This is a genomic window from Cobetia sp. PDI-23MA, from assembly GCF_059507735.1.
The window spans coordinates 2971590-2989526 of sequence record NZ_CM183352.1 but is presented as its reverse complement, the minus strand read 5'-3'; the positions used below and the strand labels follow the sequence as shown (position 1 = coordinate 2989526).

At 67.0% G+C, this 17937-nt stretch carries 15 protein-coding genes; 1 reads left to right on the top strand and 14 read right to left on the bottom strand.

From position 1 onward, the window contains the following. Nucleotides 1-4: 4 nt before the first annotated feature. The 12 genes from AC5WNJ_RS12675 to AC5WNJ_RS12620 all read right to left on the bottom strand — a co-directional run bounded on the left by AC5WNJ_RS12675 (nucleotide 5) and on the right by AC5WNJ_RS12620 (nucleotide 13598). Nucleotides 5-1396: an NAD(P)/FAD-dependent oxidoreductase gene (locus AC5WNJ_RS12675; protein WP_495929850.1), complete on the bottom strand. Its 1392-nt coding sequence runs from the start codon at nucleotides 1394-1396 to the stop codon at nucleotides 5-7. An 87-nt stretch (nucleotides 1397-1483) separates the two neighbouring features. Next, nucleotides 1484-3838, bottom strand: a complete 2355-nt coding sequence (locus tag AC5WNJ_RS12670) for an MMPL family transporter (RefSeq protein ID WP_495929849.1) — start codon at nucleotides 3836-3838, stop codon at nucleotides 1484-1486. Then, nucleotides 3835-4440 (bottom strand): LolA-related protein, encoded by a 606-nt coding sequence (locus tag AC5WNJ_RS12665; protein ID WP_495929848.1) that lies wholly within the window; start codon nucleotides 4438-4440, stop codon nucleotides 3835-3837. The genes AC5WNJ_RS12670 and AC5WNJ_RS12665 overlap by 4 nt, the downstream gene beginning before the upstream one ends. After that, a complete protein-coding gene (locus AC5WNJ_RS12660) occupies nucleotides 4440-4937 on the bottom strand; it encodes an acyl-CoA thioesterase (RefSeq protein ID WP_495929847.1) in 498 nt (165 codons plus the stop codon). Before AC5WNJ_RS12660 ends, AC5WNJ_RS12665 begins: the two co-directional genes overlap by 1 nt. A 47-nt stretch (nucleotides 4938-4984) precedes the next feature. After that, nucleotides 4985-6592, bottom strand: coding sequence for an HAL/PAL/TAL family ammonia-lyase (locus AC5WNJ_RS12655; protein WP_495929846.1), 1608 nt, complete (start codon nucleotides 6590-6592; stop codon nucleotides 4985-4987). Nucleotides 6593-6649: 57 nt separating this feature from the next. Next, nucleotides 6650-8626 (bottom strand): glycosyltransferase family 2 protein, encoded by a 1977-nt coding sequence (locus AC5WNJ_RS12650; protein ID WP_495929845.1) that lies wholly within the window; start codon nucleotides 8624-8626, stop codon nucleotides 6650-6652. Further along, complete coding sequence (locus tag AC5WNJ_RS12645; RefSeq protein WP_495929844.1) at nucleotides 8623-10680, bottom strand: ApeI family dehydratase; 2058 nt, start codon at nucleotides 10678-10680, stop codon at nucleotides 8623-8625. The genes AC5WNJ_RS12650 and AC5WNJ_RS12645 overlap by 4 nt, the downstream gene beginning before the upstream one ends. 72 nt (nucleotides 10681-10752) lie before the next feature. Further along, nucleotides 10753-11370, bottom strand: coding sequence for a COG4648 family protein (locus tag AC5WNJ_RS12640; protein ID WP_495929843.1), 618 nt, complete (start codon nucleotides 11368-11370; stop codon nucleotides 10753-10755). Further along, nucleotides 11367-11639 (bottom strand): acyl carrier protein, encoded by a 273-nt coding sequence (locus AC5WNJ_RS12635; protein ID WP_253061341.1) that lies wholly within the window; start codon nucleotides 11637-11639, stop codon nucleotides 11367-11369. Before AC5WNJ_RS12635 ends, AC5WNJ_RS12640 begins: the two co-directional genes overlap by 4 nt. Beyond that, a complete protein-coding gene (locus tag AC5WNJ_RS12630) occupies nucleotides 11629-11898 on the bottom strand; it encodes a phosphopantetheine-binding protein (protein WP_495929842.1) in 270 nt (89 codons plus the stop codon). The genes AC5WNJ_RS12635 and AC5WNJ_RS12630 overlap by 11 nt, the downstream gene beginning before the upstream one ends. Nucleotides 11899-12015: 117 nt before the next feature. Continuing rightward, on the bottom strand, nucleotides 12016-12870 hold the full coding sequence (locus AC5WNJ_RS12625; protein ID WP_495929841.1) for a lysophospholipid acyltransferase family protein: 855 nt from the start codon (nucleotides 12868-12870) through the stop codon (nucleotides 12016-12018). Then, nucleotides 12870-13598 (bottom strand): beta-ketoacyl synthase chain length factor, encoded by a 729-nt coding sequence (locus AC5WNJ_RS12620; RefSeq protein WP_495929840.1) that lies wholly within the window; start codon nucleotides 13596-13598, stop codon nucleotides 12870-12872. Before AC5WNJ_RS12620 ends, AC5WNJ_RS12625 begins: the two co-directional genes overlap by 1 nt. A gap of 331 nt (nucleotides 13599-13929) precedes the next feature. Between AC5WNJ_RS12620 and AC5WNJ_RS12615 the strand changes: the two genes are divergently transcribed. Further along, complete coding sequence (locus tag AC5WNJ_RS12615) at nucleotides 13930-15471, top strand: TrkH family potassium uptake protein (protein ID WP_495929839.1); 1542 nt, start codon at nucleotides 13930-13932, stop codon at nucleotides 15469-15471. A 102-nt stretch (nucleotides 15472-15573) separates the two neighbouring features. On the opposite strand, the gene AC5WNJ_RS12610 is transcribed toward AC5WNJ_RS12615, so the two are convergent. Both AC5WNJ_RS12610 and AC5WNJ_RS12605 read right to left on the bottom strand, forming a co-directional pair. Continuing rightward, entirely contained in the window at nucleotides 15574-16842 is a 1269-nt protein-coding gene (locus tag AC5WNJ_RS12610; protein ID WP_495929838.1) for a 1-acyl-sn-glycerol-3-phosphate acyltransferase, read from the bottom strand. Between the two features lie 62 nt (nucleotides 16843-16904). Then, on the bottom strand, nucleotides 16905-17825 hold the full coding sequence (locus AC5WNJ_RS12605; RefSeq protein WP_253061329.1) for a recombination-associated protein RdgC: 921 nt from the start codon (nucleotides 17823-17825) through the stop codon (nucleotides 16905-16907). Nucleotides 17826-17937 lie beyond the last annotated feature (112 nt).

Sequence of the window (17937 nt, the reverse complement as noted above, 5' to 3'; positions counted from 1 at the left end):
TACTTTACCTGTTCTCGCCGACGCTTGCTGCGCGGCCGAAGGCGCTGAGGCCAGCGAGCGAGTCGCTTTCCTGCACCGCGTCTGGCGCGAGTGCCTGCTCGGGCGCGGTCAGCCTGGCAAGGGCCGTCAGGCGGCGGCGACTGGCGCTGACGAAGGGGTTGGCCGTGTCCCAGGCGTAACCGGCGAGTATCGCGCTGATCATCTGGCGGATGCGATCCGGCGAGCTCGGGTGATAGATGATGGTGGGCAGGCGTCCGTCATACCAGGCGGTGACGAATTCGCGGAACACCTCGATGCCACGGCGCAGCGGCTGCTCGTATTCGCTGGCCCAGTCGGGGCGCTGGGCGGCATGCTCGGCGGTCAGCTCGCGTTCGACCAACGGCGCGGCACGCAGTGCCGATTCCAGCGCGATGGTCACGCCGGAGGAGAACACCGGGTCCAGAAACTCGCCGGCATTGCCGAGCAGCGCATAGCCCGGGCCATGCAGGCGACTGACATCGGCGCTGTAACCGCCCAGTGACTGCACGGCGTTGGCCGGCCGAGCATCGCGCAGCAGCTCTGCCAGGCGCGGTTCTTCCATCACCCACAGCCACAGGCGTGACTGCGTATCGTCCCCGGCGGCAGGCTCGATCAGCTCGCGCGGGCCGACCACGCCCAGCGAGGCGCGGCCATTGGCGAAGGGAATCAGCCAGTACCAGACATCGGGATGCACCGGGTGCGAGGCGATCAGGATATTGTCGCGGCGATAGTCCTCGGCGGGTGGCGCAAGGTCGGCGATGCCATCGTGGACATGGCCGAACAGCGCCATGCGCGGCTCCAGACGCGGGTCGCGCTCAAGGGATTCGAGGCGCGCCAGCACGCGGCCATAGCCGCTGGCATCCAGCACGAAGGCGGCCTCAAGCTCGCGGCCATCTTCCAGCGTAAGACGTGGCCCCTGGGCCTGGCTGCTGGCATCGCTCTGCGCGGGGCGAGCGGGAGTGAAGCCCGTGACCGTGACGCCGAATTCGACCTCGGCCCCTGCCGCCCGTGCGCCCTCGATCAAGCGCTGATCGAAGTCGGCGCGCTCCACCTGCCAGGTGATGGCGGGGCCGTCAGTGAACTTGTCGCGAAAGTCGATCACGCGATGCTCGCCGCGGCGGGTGAAGGCCGCACCGGTCTTGCGCTGATAGCCACCGGCGGCTGCGGCCTCCAGCAGGCCGCAGGCCTCCAGATGCTGCATGCAACGCGGCAGCAGGCTCTCGCCGATGGAGAAGCGCGGGAAGTGGCTGCGCTCCAGTACGCGCACCGCATGGCCCGCGCGTGCCAGCCACGCCGCCGCCGCCGCACCGGCGGGCCCGGCGCCGATGATGATGACTTCCTTGCGTGGTGGGTTGTCGCTGCGATCTGCCGATTCCATGGCATCGTCCCCTGTCGTCGTTGTCGTTATGTGTTGATGTTGCGCTGCGTTTCCTGCGGCTTGCTTGCCTCTCGCTTATGGCCCGAATCAACTGCGCGCGAAGGGCACCAGAAACCAGGTAGCGCTCAGCCCCAGCAGGCAGGCCAGCCCCAGTGCCGCCAGCGCCGGTGTCTGACTGAAGCTCAACAACCCAAAGGCTAGCAGGCTGGAGGCGCACGATAGCGAAATCGCCAGCAGGCTGGCCTGCGATGCACGGCTGGCGGTGTCTCCGATCCTGTCTTTTTCTGCGCTGCGCGCGGGATGCTCGGCACAGAAGATGCCCGCATCCAGGCCAATCCCCAGTACCAGCAGCAGGCCCAGCAGGTGGAACAGGTTGAGGCCGACGCCTGCCAGCGTCAGGGCTGCCAATGTCAGTACCAGTCCGCCCAGCGGTGGCAACAGCGCCCGCCAGGTACTGTGGCGATAGCGCAGCGCCAGCAGCAGGCTGATCAGGATTACTGCGCCGCCGACCAGCCAGGCCATCTCGCTGCGAATCCTGCCCAGCGTCGTCGAGAGCCTGGCGACCTGGTCCACATACTCGAGGCTGTCGTCATCCGCGGCGAGGCGCGCAAGCGCGGCACTGCCCTCAGCCGTGACATCGCCGAAGCGCACGATGCCGATGGCGACGCTGCGCGAGTCGAGCCACAGTCGCTGGCCCATCTCGCCGGCGGGCAGCGCGACCCAATCGGCCGGGCGCAGCGGGTGGGCGTCAGCGCTGGCCTGCTCGGCACGCGTGACCAGCTCGGGCGGCAGGCCTGCGGTGCTCAGCACCTGAGGCAGCAGGGTGCGGGTGCGCTCACGCATGGCGCCGAGGTTGGCCTGCTGCTGTTCAAGTGTCGGCAGTTGCTGAGCGAGGCTCGCCCAGTGACCCAGCTGCTGGCGTGCATTCAGTCGCTGGAAGGTGTCTTCCAGGGCATGCAGGCGCGTGAGCAGGGCGGCGTCAGTCTCGGCCTGCACGATCAGGTAGCGCAGGCCGTCCGGCTCGGCGAGCAGGCGCTGGACCTCGCGTTGCTCATTGATTAGCGACGCAGGCGAGGGGTTGAGCTGCGTGAGACGGTCATCGCTGCGCAGTCCGTAGAGGCTGGCCAGCGCGGCTACCAGCAGCAGCGCCAGTGCCTGCCAGCTGCGCCTGCCGGGGATGGCGCGCGCCAGACGTCCTGCGGCGCGGGCGGCGGGGGAGTCCTCGCGGGTGGCCTGCGCCGGCAGTGGCAGTTTCGGCAGCCACAGGCGCACGCTCAGCCAGGCACCGATCAGGCCGAGTGCGGCGAACATGCCCATCTGGCGCAGGCCGGGCATCGGGGTCAGGGTGATGGCCAGATAGGCGGCGAGGCTGGAGCACAGCCCCAGCGTCAGGCCCGGCCATAGCGCGGCGAGCCCGCCACGGCCATGCGTCGCCAGACGGCGCATGCATTCCAGATGCAGCACGTAATCGATGGAGATGCCGATCAGGCTGGCACCGAAGGCCAGCGTCAGCACATGCAGGCTGCCGAAGGCCCACCAGGTCAGCGGCAGCGCGAACAGCACGCCCGTGGCCACCGGCACCAGCAGCAAGGGCAGCCGCCGTGGGGTGCGGAACACCGCCCACAGCAACAGCAGCACGCCGATCAGCGAGCCGAGCCCGATGGTCGACATCTCCTGCTTGGCCTGTCTGGCACCTGAGCTTGCATGGAAGACCAGCCCGGAGCGCAGCAGCTGGACGTCGGGATAGTCGGCCTTCACGCCATTCACGGCCTGCTCCAGCGCCTGCTGGCCACTCATCGCGTAGGCGCTGCCCGTCAGGGTGGCGCTGATCAGGCGATAGCCGTTGCTGGGTTGGTCACCGCTTGACGCCGGCGAGCGCAGCAACAGCTGGCCACCGGACAGCGACAGGTTGGCGGGCGTCAGCCAGCTCTGCCAGGCATTGGCCAGCCCGAAAGGATCACGGATCAGGTCACGCTGGCCGCCGGGCTGGAACAGTTGCCTGAGCGCGCGCGCCTGCCAGTCATCGTCACTCAGGCCGGCAAGCGACGGGGCGATCAGGGCCGGCTGCACCTCTGCCGGCAGGCGCAGGCTTTCGAGGCTCTTGCCGTCATCCAGCCTCGCGATGGGCGCGAGCGCCTGACGCAGCGCCTGGGCTGCAGCGTCACGCTGCTTGCGTGCGGCGGCGCTGGCATCGCGACTGCCGACCAGAATCACCAGCCGGTTGGCGGTGTCATCCAGCGATTCGGCGCGCGCCGCCAGCGGGCTGCGTTCCTGCTTCGGCAGCATGGCGGTGATGCGAGTGTCGATCGCCCCTCGCCATGGGCTCTGCGGGGCGAGTTTCGCGGCCAGCAGCAGGGCGCACAACAGTAGGGCGGCGGCCCACAGCCAGCGCCAGACGGCGCGATCCAGCCCCTTGCGCGGCTCATGACTGGGTGATGTCATCGTTCGCAGTGACCGCCGGCGGTGAGGGTCAGCTCAAGGCGATCACCGTCGCCGCTGGCGAGATTCACGTGTTCCAGCCAGCTGCCACCGTCGATCTCGAGGCGCTCGATGGCCTCGGCCAGGCGGGCATCGTTGGGCGTCAGGCTGGCCTGCCAGTCATCCGGCGTGCCCCTCAACGTCAGGGAGAAGTGCTCCTCCAGCGCCTGCCAGTCGCCGTGGAAGAAGCTGATCAGCAGCTCCGCCATCGCCTGTTGGTCGGCCGGCAGCGGTTCGCCATTCGGGCCTTGGCTGGCATCGGGGCGCATCTCGAGACGGTCTTCAATCGGCGAAGTGGTTTCCCACACCAGGCCCTCAGGCGCGTTCGGGTCACCGATCAGACGGAAATGACCCCGGCTCTCGAGCTCTGCGCCGACATCCTCAAGCCAGCGCGCCTGCTGGAAATCACCGCAGACCGGGGCGGTGCGTGCCAGCTGTTGCGTCAGGGCACGGGCGTCGAATTTTGCAGCATTGGTCTTGGGAGCGCTGCTCTCGGAAGCGCTGGCCCAGGAGGCCCCGGCAGTCAGCAGCAGGGCAGTGGCGGCAATGGCAAGGCGTGACGTCATCACGGCGTTCCTCGGGCGTCTGAAGGGGAGTCAGGTGAATCGCTTGCGTGTGTCAGCGCTTGTTCGGCCTGCCACTTCGCCAGCCGCTCGCTGAGCGCGGGCGGTGAGGCCAGCAGCATCTCGCCATCCTCCAACCCGACGGCGACCTGCACGCTGTAGCCACGGGTCAGGCGCTTGCCGCTCTCGACATCGCGGATCACGTAGTCGAGCTTGAGGCGGTTCTCCCACTCGCGCAGCCGTGCGGTGACGGCGATGCGCTGACCGAAGCGCGCCGGACCGGCATAGCGCAGGCGCAGGTCGATCACCGGCCAGGCGTAGCCCGACTCACGCATCTGCGGATAGTTGTAGTCGAGCATGTCGAGCAGCTTGCAGCGGGCGATCTCGAGATAGCGCACGTAATGGCCGTGCCAGGCGACTTCCATCATGTCGACGTCGTGGAAGGGCACTTCCATCTCTACCGTGGCGGTCGGCATCGGGGTATCTGTGGGCTGATTCATGGCTTGTCTCTCGTTCAATGCTGCCTCGCTCAAGGCTGTCCGCTCACTCATGCGTTGGCCTCGCCAGCGCTCAGGGTCCAATGGCGCTCACGGATGCGCGCGCACAGCAGGCGCAGGTCGGCTTCCAGAGCGCGATCTTCCTCGAGGGGCGCGATGTCTTCACGCAGCTCGCGGGTGAAGGCGGCCAGCCTGGGCGGCGTGGCAGCCTGGCCCGTGATGTCGGCGCGCTGCTCGCTGCCCTGCACGGCGGCGTGTAGGGTGGCGGCGGCGACCTGTTCCACTAATGTCAGCACGCGCAGCGCATCCCGCGCGGCGATGGTGCCCATGCTGACCTTGTCCTGATTGTGGCACTCGGTGGAACGCGAGAAGACGCTGGCGGGCATGGTCAGCTTGAGAGCTTCCGCCGTCCAGGCCGAGGCGCCGATCTGCACCGCCTTGTAGCCGTGATTGAGCGGCGCGCGCTCAGGCGTGGCACCGCTGAGGTTACTGGGCAGGCCACGGTTGTAGCGGCTATCGACCAGCAGTGCCAGCTGGCGGTCGAGCAGGTCGGCCAGGTTGGCGACCGCCGTCTTGAGGCTGTCCATCACCATCGCCACATGGCCGCCGTAGAAGTGGCCGCCGTGGAGAATCTTGCCCGCCTCGACATCGATCAGCGGATTGTCGTTGGCGCTGTTGAGCTCGGTCTCCAGGAAACTGCGCCACCAGTGCAGGCTGTCCTCGACCACGCCGATGACGTGGGGTGCGCAGCGTGTCGAGTAGCGGTCCTGCAGGCGCGGCGAGTTGATCGGCGTGGCATCGACTTCCGGCGCCGCCGGATGGGCCAGATCATCGCGAAGCCACTGCGCCACGCGGGCCTGACCGGGATGCGGCTTGGCGGCGAACAGATCGGCATCGAAGTGATAGGGGTTGCCTTCCAGCGCCTGCACGCTGAGCGCGGTGATGCGCGCACTCAGGCGGCTGAGGTAGGTGGTGCGGCCGTAGGCCAGCGCGGCGAGGGCCGTCATCACGGCGGTGCCGTTCATCAGCGCCAGACCTTCCTTGGGGCGCAGCACATAGGGCGTCAGGCCGTGTGCCGCGAAGACCTCCGCCGTCGGGCGCAGCGCGTGGGGCTGGCCTGCGCCGGGGCGCACCCAGACCTCACGCTCGCCACACAGCACGGCGGCCACATAGGACAGCGGGGTGAGATCGCCGCTGGCGCCCACCGAGCCTTCCTCGGGAATGCGCGGCAGGATGTCGTGATTGAGCAGCCATACGAGGCGCTCCAGCAGCGCCATGCTGACCCCGGAGACACCACGGCACAGCGAGACGAGGCGCACCATCACCACCGCGCGACTGCTGACCACATCCAGGTCCGCGCCCATGCCACAGCCGTGGAAGGTGTAGAGGTGGCGCGGCAGGGCTTCGAGGTCTTCTGCCCCCTGCACGGCTCGCGTCACGGAATCGCCGTAACCGGTGGTGACGCCGTAGACCACGCCTTCCTCTTCCAGCAGGCGCTCCAGCAGGGCCGGGCCGGCCTCGATACGGGCGCGGAAGGCGGCATCCGAGGTCAGGCGCACCTCACGGCGGCCTTCGGCGACATCGATCAACTGCTCGAGGGTGATATCACTGCCGTCGAGCATCAGTGTCGCGGCAGGGGATGAGACGGGATATGACATGGACGAGTTACCTGAAGGGCGAAAGTCGGTAAAGGAAAGCAGGCGTCGCGGCGGCCATCAGCCTGGGCGGTCAGTGCTCGACAGATCATTGCCGGAGGGATGCGTCTCCAGAGGCGTGGGGTTCTCGGGCGCCTGATGCCAGAAGTCAAAGAAGTTGAACCACTGCAGCGGATGACGCTTCACGCGGGCTTGCAGATGACGGGCGTGGCGCTGCATGGCCTGCTGGATCCACGCCTCGCGACCGCTGCGCCTCACGGCGCGGCTGTCATCGAAGGGCGCGAAATCGACCCGGAAGCGCGGATGGGCACCGCCCTGTTCGCGTACGCAGCTCAGGGTGTAGACGTGACAGCGCAGCAGCGCGGCCAGCATGAAGGGCCCCTGGGGGAAGGGCGCGGGCTGATCGATGAAGTCGCAGTGCAGCACGCGATCACGATTGGCGGCTTGCTGTGCTTCTCTGTCGCCGCTGTCGTTCTCTGATTGGTTCGCGCTGTGCTCTGATTGGTTCGCGCTGTGCTCTGATTGGTTCGCGCTGTGCTCTGGCTGATCGACCGTGGGCGGAATCGGCACGCGGTCGGCGGCGATGACCACGAAACCGCCACGATTGACGCGCTCTCCCAATGCCATGGCGGTGGCGGGCGTGATCTCGCTGACCTCGATCATCTGGGGCGGCTTGCGGCCGGTGGCCTGCTCCAGCAGCTGGTTGAACTTCTCGGCATGGCGCGTGTGCACCAGCGCGCACAGGTCGACAGCGTGGCGCTCGCCGATGGCATTGATCACATCCAGGTTGCCGTGGTGGGCGACGAGGATGATGCCGCCTTCGCCGCGTCGCGCGGCATCGCGCAGGTCCTGCGGGCCGGTGCCGGTCAGCGAGGACAGCGGAATCTCGCCGCTCCAGGCCGAGACCTTGTCCATGATCGCCTCACCGAACTGCATGAAGTGGGCGAAGCTTCTCGCCCACAGGCGCACACCGCCAAGCTCCGGTTCCAGGCGCTTCAGGAAGTCGAAGGAGGCGCGCCTCGCCACCCCACGCAGCAGGAAGTACCACACCAGCACCGGAAACAGCGCGATGCGAAACGGCCAGGCCCCCAGGCGACGGCGAATCGTCACCATCAGGCGCATGCCGCTCAGCGAACCTGTCTCGGACAGGCGCGCCCAGTGGCTGGGGCCGGCGTCGTCATCGGCCGGCAGTGCGGATTGCGGTGATGACATGCTGCGTGAGCTTGAAGGTTGTGACCTGCCGGCCAGTCCCTTCAGCGTGCGCCAGGCAAGTCTCGGCGAGCGCGGCAGCATGCCGAGAAACAGCCGCGCATGCATGGCGGTGATCAGCAGATTGTCGTGCCCGTGGCGGAAATGGCTGACGCCATCGGTGGGATAGCTCACGCGGACTGGCAGATTGGCGACCTCGCCACCGCCCCAGTACCAGCGCACCAGCACCTCGGTGTCGAAGGCCATGCGGTCACCACAGTCATGCCGCGCCAGCAGCCGGTTGGTGGCGGCCAGCGGGTAGAGGCGCACGCCACACATGGTGTCGCGGATGGCCAGTGACAGGGTGTTGATCCACACCCAGATATGGGTCAGGTAGCGGCCATAGAAGCGGATGCGTGGCACGCTGGCATCGTACTCGGGATAGCCGATCTGCAGGCAGTCGGGGCGCCTGTGCATGGCGGTGAGAAAGGCGGGCAGGTCGCTGGTGTCATGCTGGCCGTCGGCATCTACCTGCAGGACATGGGTGAAGCCGAGCTGCTCGGCGGCCTGCAGGCCACTGCGCATCGCGGCGCCCTTGCCGCCATTGCGCTCACGCCGCACCAGGTGATGGCCCTCGGCCGCCAGCTGGTCCAGCACCCGGGCACAGGGCGCGCTGCAGCCGTCATCCACCAGCACGATGGGCAGGCCGAGCGGTGCCAGACCGGCACATACGCCGGCGATGGTGGCGGGGTGGTCATAGACCGGAATCACCACGCAGGCGCGCAGTGGCGACTCGTTGACGGGGGGGGAGGATGTGTGGCCGGTCATCGGCGCCTGGGACTGGCTCATGACGCCTCCGGTGTGGGTGTCGTCTGGGGCGAACTAGGTGGCGAGCTGAGAGGCGAACTGAGAGGTGCGCTATCGGTATCAGCACCGTAGCGCAAGCGGCCACTGGCATGCAGACCCGCAGGCGATTCCAGTCGAAAGTCGATACGCAGCCCGTGGCTGTCGGCAATCAGTGTCGTGGCAAGCGTGAAGCGCATGCCCGGCAGCAGCAGGTTGGAGAACTTGATGCGCTCGAGACGCTGGAAACGGCTTTCCTCCACGCCGACACCCGCCAGGCGCAGGCGACGGTCGAGATCGCGCGCCCACTTGAGCATCACCACGCCGGGGACCACAGGCTGTGCGGCGAAATGGCCCTCGAGATAGATCAGGCTGTCAGGCACCTCGGCTTCCAGCGTCAGCTGGTGCGGGCCGCTGGAGGTCTCGCCCAGCCAGCGTGGCAGACGTGTATCGTCGAGATCGGCAAACAGCCGTGCGACGGCGTCCGCCGTGAACTTGCCCTGGGCATTCAGCGGAAGGCGCGTGACGAAGCGCCAGTAGCGCGGCAGGGCGATGCGCTCGAAGCTCGGCATCAGCGCACGGCGCAGCCGCGCGATCAGGGCGCGGCGGCTGGCGTGGTCCTGCGGCAGTGCGCTCTCCTCCATCACCACCACCGCGCCCAGGCGATGATCGCGAGTGGGCATCGGCAGGCAGCGTACCTCCAGCACCTGCGCTTGCTCGCTGAGGCAGCGCTCCACCGCGCTCAACGAGACCCGCTTGCCGGCCAGCTTGACCAGCCGGTCACTGCGCCCCAGCAGCTGGAAACGTGGCGCTGCGTGCTGATCACCTTGCGACGGCGGCTCAGACGGCTGATCACCTTGCGACGGCGGCTTCGCCGTCACTGGCGCGGCGTTGTCGGCCTGCTGCCACCACTGGTCCGGCTGTGCCAGAAACGGCGAGCGCACCGCGAAGTCGGGCGAGAACCGCAGCTCGACCTGGGGCAGCGGTGTCCAGTGGGGTGTCTCATGCTGGCGGCGATGCGCGATGCCGCCCGTTTCGGTGCTGCCGTAGATCTCGATCACCGGCGCCTGCAGGCAATTCTCGGCATGGCGGGCGGCCACGGCCGGCAGCGGAGCCCCCGAAGAGAACACTCGCAGCACCTGAGCCTGAACCTGAGTCTGAGCCTGGCCCGCCACGCGGCTCTCGTCACTGGCCTGGGGCAGGCGCGCCAGCTGGGCCGGCGAGCTGATCAGCTGGCAGCGATACCCGAGACCGGCCAGCTGTGCGATGGCAGCGACCAGCTGCTCGGGGTAATGACAGGCGTCACTCACGAAGGGCACGCCTTCGCTGAGCGGGCGCAGCAGCGAGACCAGCAGGCCGTAGATATGCTGATGGCTGACCTGGCTGAGGCTGACGATGTCTGTGCCTGTATCTGTGTCTGCGCCCGGCTCAGACGCTGCGTCAGCGTCCGAAGCGTCCGGTACCAGCGGCCACAGAGCGCGATGCACGGCCAGTTCGGCCTCGAGCTGAGCGAAGCGCTTGGCGATGCGCAGCGGTTCGCCGGTGGAGCCGGAGGTGCAGAGTTCCAGCGCGAGACGCGCGCCGTCAGGCGTGATCGCAGGGCGTGTGCCGGGCGCCGCGCCCGAGTCGAGCGGCTCGGGCGGCCAGCCAGCGGGGCTGGTCTCGGGCAGCTGGCCATCACTGCTCTCGGCCAGACGAGCCAGGGTTTGCGGGCGGTCGTCGCCGGGCAGCACGGCGAGCATGCCGCGCTCCCACAGCGCCAGCAGCTGCACGCAGGCGCCAAGCGCCGTGGGCTGGAACAGCACCCAGCGTGCGCCGGGCCGGCGGCCAGCATGTGCAGCGGGCAGGTTGTCCAGCCACTGATGCCAGGCATCGACGCGTGCCATCAGCTCGCCACGGCTCAACGCGCGCAGCGGCTGACCGGGGCTGGCCAACCAGCAGGCCGGCGCCTCGGGCGCGAGTCGGGCAAGCTGACGCCAGCTCTGACGTATGAGGGGGGTAGCGCGCTGGGCGGCGTCTTGCTCAGTGGCGCGACTGGCAGGCTGGCGGGCATCAGTCATGTGGGTCAGACAACTCTTCAGAAAGTCGGATTCATCGGGAACAGGGCGGTTGGCCGGCAACGGTCTGTGCGCTCAGTCATCGGCGCGGCGCAGGCGAAGGCGTACCAGCCACTCGCCGCAGAACAGCAGTCCCATCAGCACGTAGCTCAAAAGGCCGTTGTAGAGCGTCCAGGTCGCCAGGTCGGCATACAGCGCCGTGGCCGCGGCGACACTGGCATTGAAGACGAAGAAGCCGCACCACACGCGAGTGACCTTGCGGGTATAACGCACGCCGGCGGCGGGCAGATCAGGCTCCTTGAGACGCGCCAGGCGCTCGATCACCGGCATGCCGCGCCACAGGCTGGTGGCGAACACGCTGAGCATGGCCAGATTGACCAGCACCGGATAGGCGCGCAGCCCCAGCTCCGCTTCGCTCACCACACTGACGACGATCAGCAGTGCCCCCAGCGTCAGGCGCAGTAGCCACGGCAAGGGCAGGCGCTGGATCAGCAAGGCGCCCAGCGCGATCAGTGCCCATATCCAGGGCGAGACATGTCCGCTGGTCGCGTCGCCCGTCGGGGCTGTCGTCAGCCGCGAGAGCAGGGCGTAGACCAGCAGCGGCCAGCATATGGCCGCCACGACACCCAGCCCGCCAAGCAGCAGACTCGCCAGTGACGGGCGCCGTCCTCGAGCGGAGGACAATGACGTCATGCCTGGCGCTGCAACAGCTGCTCGACGGCGGTCACGATGTCATCGAGAGTGCGCACGCTCTTGAAGTCATTGGCGTCGATGCGGCGGCCGGTGAACTTCTTGAGCTCGACCACCAGATCCACCGCATCGATGCTGTCGATGTCGAGGTCTTCATAGAGGCGTGCCTCGGGATGGATGTCAGCGGCATCGATCTCGAACAGCTCGATCAGGGTGCGGCGCACATGGGCATGGATGTCCTCGCGGGAGAGGGCTGCTCGATCAGCGCTCACGACGGGCCTCCACCAGTTCACGCAGGGCATTGAGGCTGGCGAAATGCGCGCGGGTGTCCTCGGCTTCGGCGTCCAGGGTGATGCCGTACTGCTTCTGCAGCGCGAGGCCGAGTTCCAGGGCGTCAATCGAGTCCAGCCCCAGGCCGTCCACGAACAGCGGCTCATCGGCGACGATGTCGTCCGGGGTGATGTCCTCAAGCTCCAGGGTATCGATGATCAGTTGCTTGAGTTCCAGTTCCAGCGCTGGCGTATCACTCATGGAGGGTCCTCTCTGGCGTGTCAGGGTCGTTGAACGGTGAGACGTCGATCTCTCGATCGGCGATAGGGAAAAAGGTTCCGTCATGGCATGGCGGCGATCATGCGGGCACTGCGCTCTTCATGACAGCTTTCGCGGCCGAGAGGCCCGGGGCTGGCCTGTGCCATCCTGTGCCGCGTTGGCCTGCTGGAAGCTTTCCAGCTGCGTGGCGAAGGTGTCGGCAAGCTCACGTGTCAGTGTACGGGCGGCACGCGAGGGAGGCATCGGCGACGCGTCGGGAGCCTGGGTGACCTCGGGTGGCATGTCCGGCAGCACCTTGATGTTGAGCATCACCCGCCGGGCCGGGATGTGGTACCAGGGCTCGCCCTTGGTCAGCGTGCTGGGCTGGCAGTCGATCAGCACCGGTGTGATGTCACTGGGCGTACGCAGCGCGATGTTGGCGGCGCCGCGACGGAATTTCAGCGCCCGCCCCGGCACGCTGCGGGTGCCCTCCGGAAACAGGATCAGGGCATTGCCCTTGGCAAGGCTCGCGCGTGCGGCGTCCAGCACGTCCTGCGGCTCGTTGTTGGTGATGTAGCCGGCGGCGCGAATCGGCCCGCGAGTGAAGAGGTTGCGCGCTAGCCGCCCCTTGACCACGCAGTCGGCGTGGGGAATCAGCGCGAGCAGGAAGACCACGTCGATCAGCGTCGGATGATTGGCCAGCACCAGCAGGCCCGGGCGTTGCAGACGCTCGCAGTCATGCAGGCGATAGTCGAGCACCCCCAGGGTGCGCATCAGGCCCACGAAACCGCGCATGGCGTGATGGATGATCCGGCGTGCGAGCCTCTGGCGCTTGTCGGGGCGATGTACTACCCATGCCAGCAGCGGCCATGTGCCACCCAGCAGCAGTCCACCCAGTCCGAAGATCAGGAAGCTCAAGGCGGTGGCGATACCTCGCCACAGGCGTCCGAGGGCAGACGACAGCACGCGCGACATCAGTCGGCCCGGGGGCTGGAGAAGGGAGTGGAGGAGGGCCTGGAGGAGGCCGTGTTCAGCTGCCACTGCTGGCGGCGACAGACGAGCGTCTCGGCCCCGGCCTGCTCAAGCCAGGCGATGACCTCAAGCGGCGTCGGGGCGCTGTCCGTCATTGACTCGCTTGACGTGGCGCTCAGTGTCCAGGCGCTGTCATCGTCACTGCGGCGGCTCAGACGCAGGGCGACGGCGCTGGCGCACGCCGGGTAGTCACCGTGGTGTAGAAAGGCCTCTGGCGCGGCGATATCGGAAAACAGCACGATGACCTCCTCGCGCTCGCTCAGATAGCCGAGCGCCTCGCTCATCAGCGCCTCGAATTCGTGGCCACAGGCGGCGAGGGCTTCCAGCGGCTGGCGTGATTTGCCGGTGATCGAGTACATCCCCAGCACGGCATTGTGCACCGAGAGCGAGAAGCGCGCCGGTGACAGGGCTTCGTCGGACTGGGTGGCGGCATCCAGCAGGGCGAGAATCTTGCCGGTATCGCCATGGCGCGAGGCATGGATGATGGGCAGGTCGGCGTCAGGGTCGAGCGCGAACAATAGCTTGCAGCAGGCCTGGCCGACCGGGCTGAGTCGACGACGCTGCATGGCCGGGACTTGCTCGGCACGCGGGGAAGGGGTGATATCTACGCGGCTGTCGTGGGCGGTGCGGGTCGCACTCGCCTGCCAGGCTCGCCAGTCAGTCAGACGCATGAGGTTCTTGTCCGTGAACGCATCGTTGCCATATTGGGGCCTCAGTGTACCGCACGGGGGTTGGGCAGCCCAACCGGACTCAGGCGTGTTGGCACTGAGCAGGCGGCGTGGCTACGCGTGTCGTTGGCAGGATAGCAGCTTGCAGGGTGGCACAAGGCGCCTGACGTGAGGTGTCGGGGCGTGATGTCCTGCGGCGGGTCACCGCTGTGGCGGCGCTGGACAGCGGCGAAAGAGGGTGTAGGGTATCGCCGCACTGAGACTGGCGCCCGGGGCGTCATGGGGTAAAACGCTGAGGACGCACAATGATGACGGTCATCAACAGGTCGGTGGCATGAAGGCTGGCTCGCCGAAACGGCGGCGCAGGCGGGAGCGCGCAGGGCAGGCGACTCGAGCGCACTCGCAGGCGCTGGTTCGCCTTCTCTCGCTCTCGGAGTGGTTGCCGGTCATCCAGGTGCTCGGCCTGCTGCTGTGCGTGGTGGCCTTGATGATGCTGGCGCCCTTGCTGGTACTGCTCGGTGAAGCGGATGCGGATGCCAGCGCCTTCCTGATCTCGCTGGGCATCACGCTCGGCTCGGCGGCCATCATGCTGACGGTATCGCGCAAGGTGGAGCTGCAGCTCAAGCCGCGCGCGATGTTCGTGCTGACGACACTGAGCTGGGTGCTGGTGTCGGCCTACTCGAGCCTGCCGTTGATCTTCGGTGCCACCCACCTGGGCGTGACCGATGCCGTGTTCGAATCGGTGTCGGCGATCACCACCACCGGCTCGACCGTGCTGTCTGACATCGAAGGGCTCTCGGATGGGCTCAAGCTGTGGCGGGGGCTGATGCAGTGGGTCGGCGGCATCGGCATCATCGTGATGGCGATCGCGATCCTGCCGTTTCTGAAGGTCGGCGGCATGCGCCTGTTCCAGACCGAATCCTCGGACTGGTCCGACAAGGTGCTGCCGCGTGCCGGTGGCGTGGCCAAGGCCATCGGGCTGGTCTACGTCGGGCTGACGTTGCTGGCCATCGTCTGTTACTGGCTGGGCGGCATGCACTGGTTGGATGCGCTGGTACATGGCATGACGTCGCTGGCCACCGGTGGTTTCGCCAATTACGACAGCTCGATGGGCGTCTATTCCGACCGGCCCTATCTGCTGTGGATGGCCTCGGCTTTCATGTTGCTGGGGGCGCTGCCCTTCGTGCTGTTCATCCGTGCCTGGCAGGATCAGGCCGGTGTCCTGTGGCGTGATGCCCAGGTGCGCGGCTTCCTGCGGCTGCTGGGGTGGGTGATCGCCTTGCTGACGCTGTATCGCGTCGTCAATGGCGAGGCCATCTTCACGGCGCTGACCCAGGTGACCTTCAATGTCATCTCGGTGGTGACGACCACCGGCTACGCCAGCGATGACTACAGTGCCTGGGGGCCCTTTGCGGTGGTGGCCTTCTTCTATCTGACCTTCGTCGGCGGCTGCAGCGGCTCGACCAGCGGTGGCATGAAGATCTTCCGTCTGCAGATCGGGCTGATCATGCTCGGCAACCATCTGCGCTCGCTGATCCATGCCAATGGCGTCTTCTCGCAGCGTTACAATGGCCGTGCGCTGCCCGATGAGGTGGTGCGCGCCGTGATCGCCTTCTCGTTCTTCTTCTTCATCACCATCGGTGGCCTGGCGCTGGCGCTGTCATTCATCGGGCTGGATCTGATCACCGCGGTGACCGGCGCCGCCACGGCCGTCACCAACGTCGGCCCGGGGCTGGGCGAGATCATCGGCCCGGCGGGCAACTTCTCGAGCCTGCCGGACAGCGCCAAGTGGTTGCTGTGCATCGGCATGCTGATGGGGCGTCTCGAGATATTGACCGTGCTGGTGCTGTTCTCGCCCAGCTTCTGGCGCAAGTAATACTGTCCAGTCCTACCCAACGAAAACGCCACCGTCGATTGACGGTGGCGTTTTCGTGGCTTTGGTCGTGCCAAGCGCAGGGGCGATATGGCTTGCGCCGTCTTACTGCGCGACCTTCTCGCCGTCCGTCGCCTCGGCGGCATCGAGCTTCTCATCGAGATCGATGGAGAGCCCTTCGCGATTGAGGATCGGGTTGGCGTATTGCATCAGCCACCAGTCCTTGAGCTCTGCGGGTACCTCTGCGAGGCGGTTCTCGAAGGTGGCGCGGTCGGCACCGCTGATCGCCGAGACATCCAGCGCCGAGGCCAGGCGCGGCTCCTCACGCAGCTGCGGACGGCTGGCGGCCAGCTTCTCGAGTGCCAGCTGATGGCTCGGGTAGAGGGTGTAGTGCTGGAGCACCTGGCGATCGACCTCGGCCACCACGTCCTCGGGTGTCGCGAAGTCGCCCTTGAGCGGCTCGCCGAATACCAGCTTGACGCGCCCCTTGTGGCCGCTGATACCCGCCGCGATGGACTGGATGTCCTCGTATTGCACCTTCTCGTAACGCCCTTCATTGGCGACGGCCGCCAGCTCACGCGCCTTCTGCAGATCACAGGGGTCGAACTCATAACTGATCGACACCGGCACGATGTTGAGCTCGCTGATCGCCTCGCTGAACGGACGCGTCTTGTCGGCGGTGCGCGCCGCCATGGTCAGCATCTTGATGATGGCGCTCTCGGTGCCGTCACGGCCATCCTTGGCGCGCCCTTCACGCTGGGCCAGCCAGATCGAGTGCTGGTCATGGATCAGCGAGTGGCGGATATAGCCCGACAGTGACTGATAGGCAGCCAGCATCGCCCGTTTGCCTTTGGCGGAGCGCGGCACGATGAAGCTCTTGTTGAGGCGCATCAGGTCGGTGACGAAGGGCTTCTGCAACAGGTTGTCGCCGATGGCGATGCGCACCGTGTCGCGCCCGTGGCGATAGAGGGCGTAGTTGACGAAGGCCGGGTCCAGCGAGATATCGCGATGGTTGGACAGGAACAGATACGGCGTGTCGTCCGACAGGCGTTCCAGTCCCACCGTCTCGAAGCTGGTGGTGGTGGTGTGGATCATGCGCGCCATGTAGCTGGCGATGCGGCTCTGGAAGCTGGCCACATCGGTGACGCCACGCATCTCGCGCTTGATGGCCAGGCGCGCGATCTGACGCGCCAGCCACGGGAAGCGCTGGGTCAGGCCCGGCAGGCGGAAACGCGTCAGGGTGTCGAGCAGCTCGCGGTCCTGCTCCAGGCGTACCAGCACCTCCGCTACCTCGTCGTCGTGGTAGGGGCGAATATCGGCGAACGGGTCCTGTTCGCTGGTCGTGGCAGGCTTGGGTGTTGCAGTGTCAGTCATCGACGCACGTCATCCGGGTTTGTCATTCTGAGAAAAGAGAAAGTCGGCAGCGGCCCCAAGGCTCAGCTGGCGGGCTGGGCTTCACCACCCAGCCAGGCGGTCATCTGCTCGATCACGCCGGACAGCACCTGGGCCATCAACGCGAAGTCGGTCTCCAGCCGCAGGATGGGGTCTTCGCCATCATCCTGGGCGTTGGCTTCATCGACCACGGCATCGGCGAACTTGAGGCTCTTGAGCGCCATGTCCTCACCGAGCACCAGCGCGACGCGGCCATCGACTTCCAGCGCCAGCTTGCTGACCACACGGCCCAGATTCAGCGCCGTCTGGATTTCCTCGCCGTCGAGATCGAACTGGCGCGCACGCAGTACGCCATCTTCGCCGCCCGGCGCCTTGAGTTCGACCTGATCACCGACGATCAGGTCTTCCGGGCGCGAGCTGACATCCTTGAGCCAGGTGGTCATCACCTGGGAGGGCGGCTGGGCGACGGCCAGCGGGGTGACCTTGAGCGTGCCGAGCGTCTGGCGCAGCAGGTCCAGCACTTCCTCGGCGCGCTTGGCATTCGAGGCGTTGACGGCGATCAGGCCGCGACGGCTGTCCCACCACAGGTCGGTGCGCGAGGAGCGCGTGAAGGCGCGCGGCAGCAGCTCCTCGTAGATCTGCTCCTTGAGGGTCAGCTTCTCGCGGCGACGCAGCGGACGGCCTTCGGCGGTCTCGCGCTCGGCCACGCGCTCCTCGAGCTCTTCCTTGACCACGGCGGAGGGCAGTACGCGCTCCTGGCGCAGGGCGCTGATCAGGAAATGGCCCTGAATCTCGTGCACCAGCAGATCGCTGTTGCGACCGCCCGGTGCGACCCAGCCGATACGCTTGGCTTCGACGCCGCTGACCGGGCGGAAGACATGCTCCGGCAGGGCCTCGGCGAGACGACCCTCTTCCAGCGGTGCGCTATCGTGCAGGCGATACAATTGCAGGTTCTTGAACCACATGCGACCAGTCCTTGAGTCCGGTGAACGGGGGCTGCCCGTCTGAATGGCGCATATTATGGCGAAACTCATGCGGCGGGTCATCCGCCGTGGGTCTCGCGGTGGTGATCCGGTG

Excerpts from the sequence above, each read along its gene's own strand:
- AC5WNJ_RS12675 (WP_495929850.1), bottom strand. The coding sequence starts at position 1,396 with ATGGAATCGGCAGATCGCAGCGACAACCCACCACGCAAGGAAGTCATC.
- AC5WNJ_RS12670 (WP_495929849.1), bottom strand. The coding sequence starts at position 3,838 with ATGACATCACCCAGTCATGAGCCGCGCAAGGGGCTGGATCGCGCCGTC.
- AC5WNJ_RS12665 (WP_495929848.1), bottom strand. The coding sequence starts at position 4,440 with ATGACGTCACGCCTTGCCATTGCCGCCACTGCCCTGCTGCTGACTGCC.
- AC5WNJ_RS12660 (WP_495929847.1), bottom strand. The coding sequence starts at position 4,937 with ATGAATCAGCCCACAGATACCCCGATGCCGACCGCCACGGTAGAGATG.
- AC5WNJ_RS12655 (WP_495929846.1), bottom strand. The coding sequence starts at position 6,592 with ATGTCATATCCCGTCTCATCCCCTGCCGCGACACTGATGCTCGACGGC.
- AC5WNJ_RS12650 (WP_495929845.1), bottom strand. The coding sequence starts at position 8,626 with ATGAGCCAGTCCCAGGCGCCGATGACCGGCCACACATCCTCCCCCCCC.
- AC5WNJ_RS12645 (WP_495929844.1), bottom strand. The coding sequence starts at position 10,680 with ATGACTGATGCCCGCCAGCCTGCCAGTCGCGCCACTGAGCAAGACGCC.
- AC5WNJ_RS12640 (WP_495929843.1), bottom strand. The coding sequence starts at position 11,370 with ATGACGTCATTGTCCTCCGCTCGAGGACGGCGCCCGTCACTGGCGAGT.
- AC5WNJ_RS12630 (WP_495929842.1), bottom strand. The coding sequence starts at position 11,898 with ATGAGTGATACGCCAGCGCTGGAACTGGAACTCAAGCAACTGATCATC.
- AC5WNJ_RS12625 (WP_495929841.1), bottom strand. The coding sequence starts at position 12,870 with ATGTCGCGCGTGCTGTCGTCTGCCCTCGGACGCCTGTGGCGAGGTATC.
- AC5WNJ_RS12620 (WP_495929840.1), bottom strand. The coding sequence starts at position 13,598 with ATGCGTCTGACTGACTGGCGAGCCTGGCAGGCGAGTGCGACCCGCACC.
- AC5WNJ_RS12615 (WP_495929839.1), top strand. The coding sequence starts at position 13,930 with ATGAAGGCTGGCTCGCCGAAACGGCGGCGCAGGCGGGAGCGCGCAGGG.
- AC5WNJ_RS12610 (WP_495929838.1), bottom strand. The coding sequence starts at position 16,842 with ATGACTGACACTGCAACACCCAAGCCTGCCACGACCAGCGAACAGGAC.
- AC5WNJ_RS12605 (WP_253061329.1), bottom strand. The coding sequence starts at position 17,825 with ATGTGGTTCAAGAACCTGCAATTGTATCGCCTGCACGATAGCGCACCG.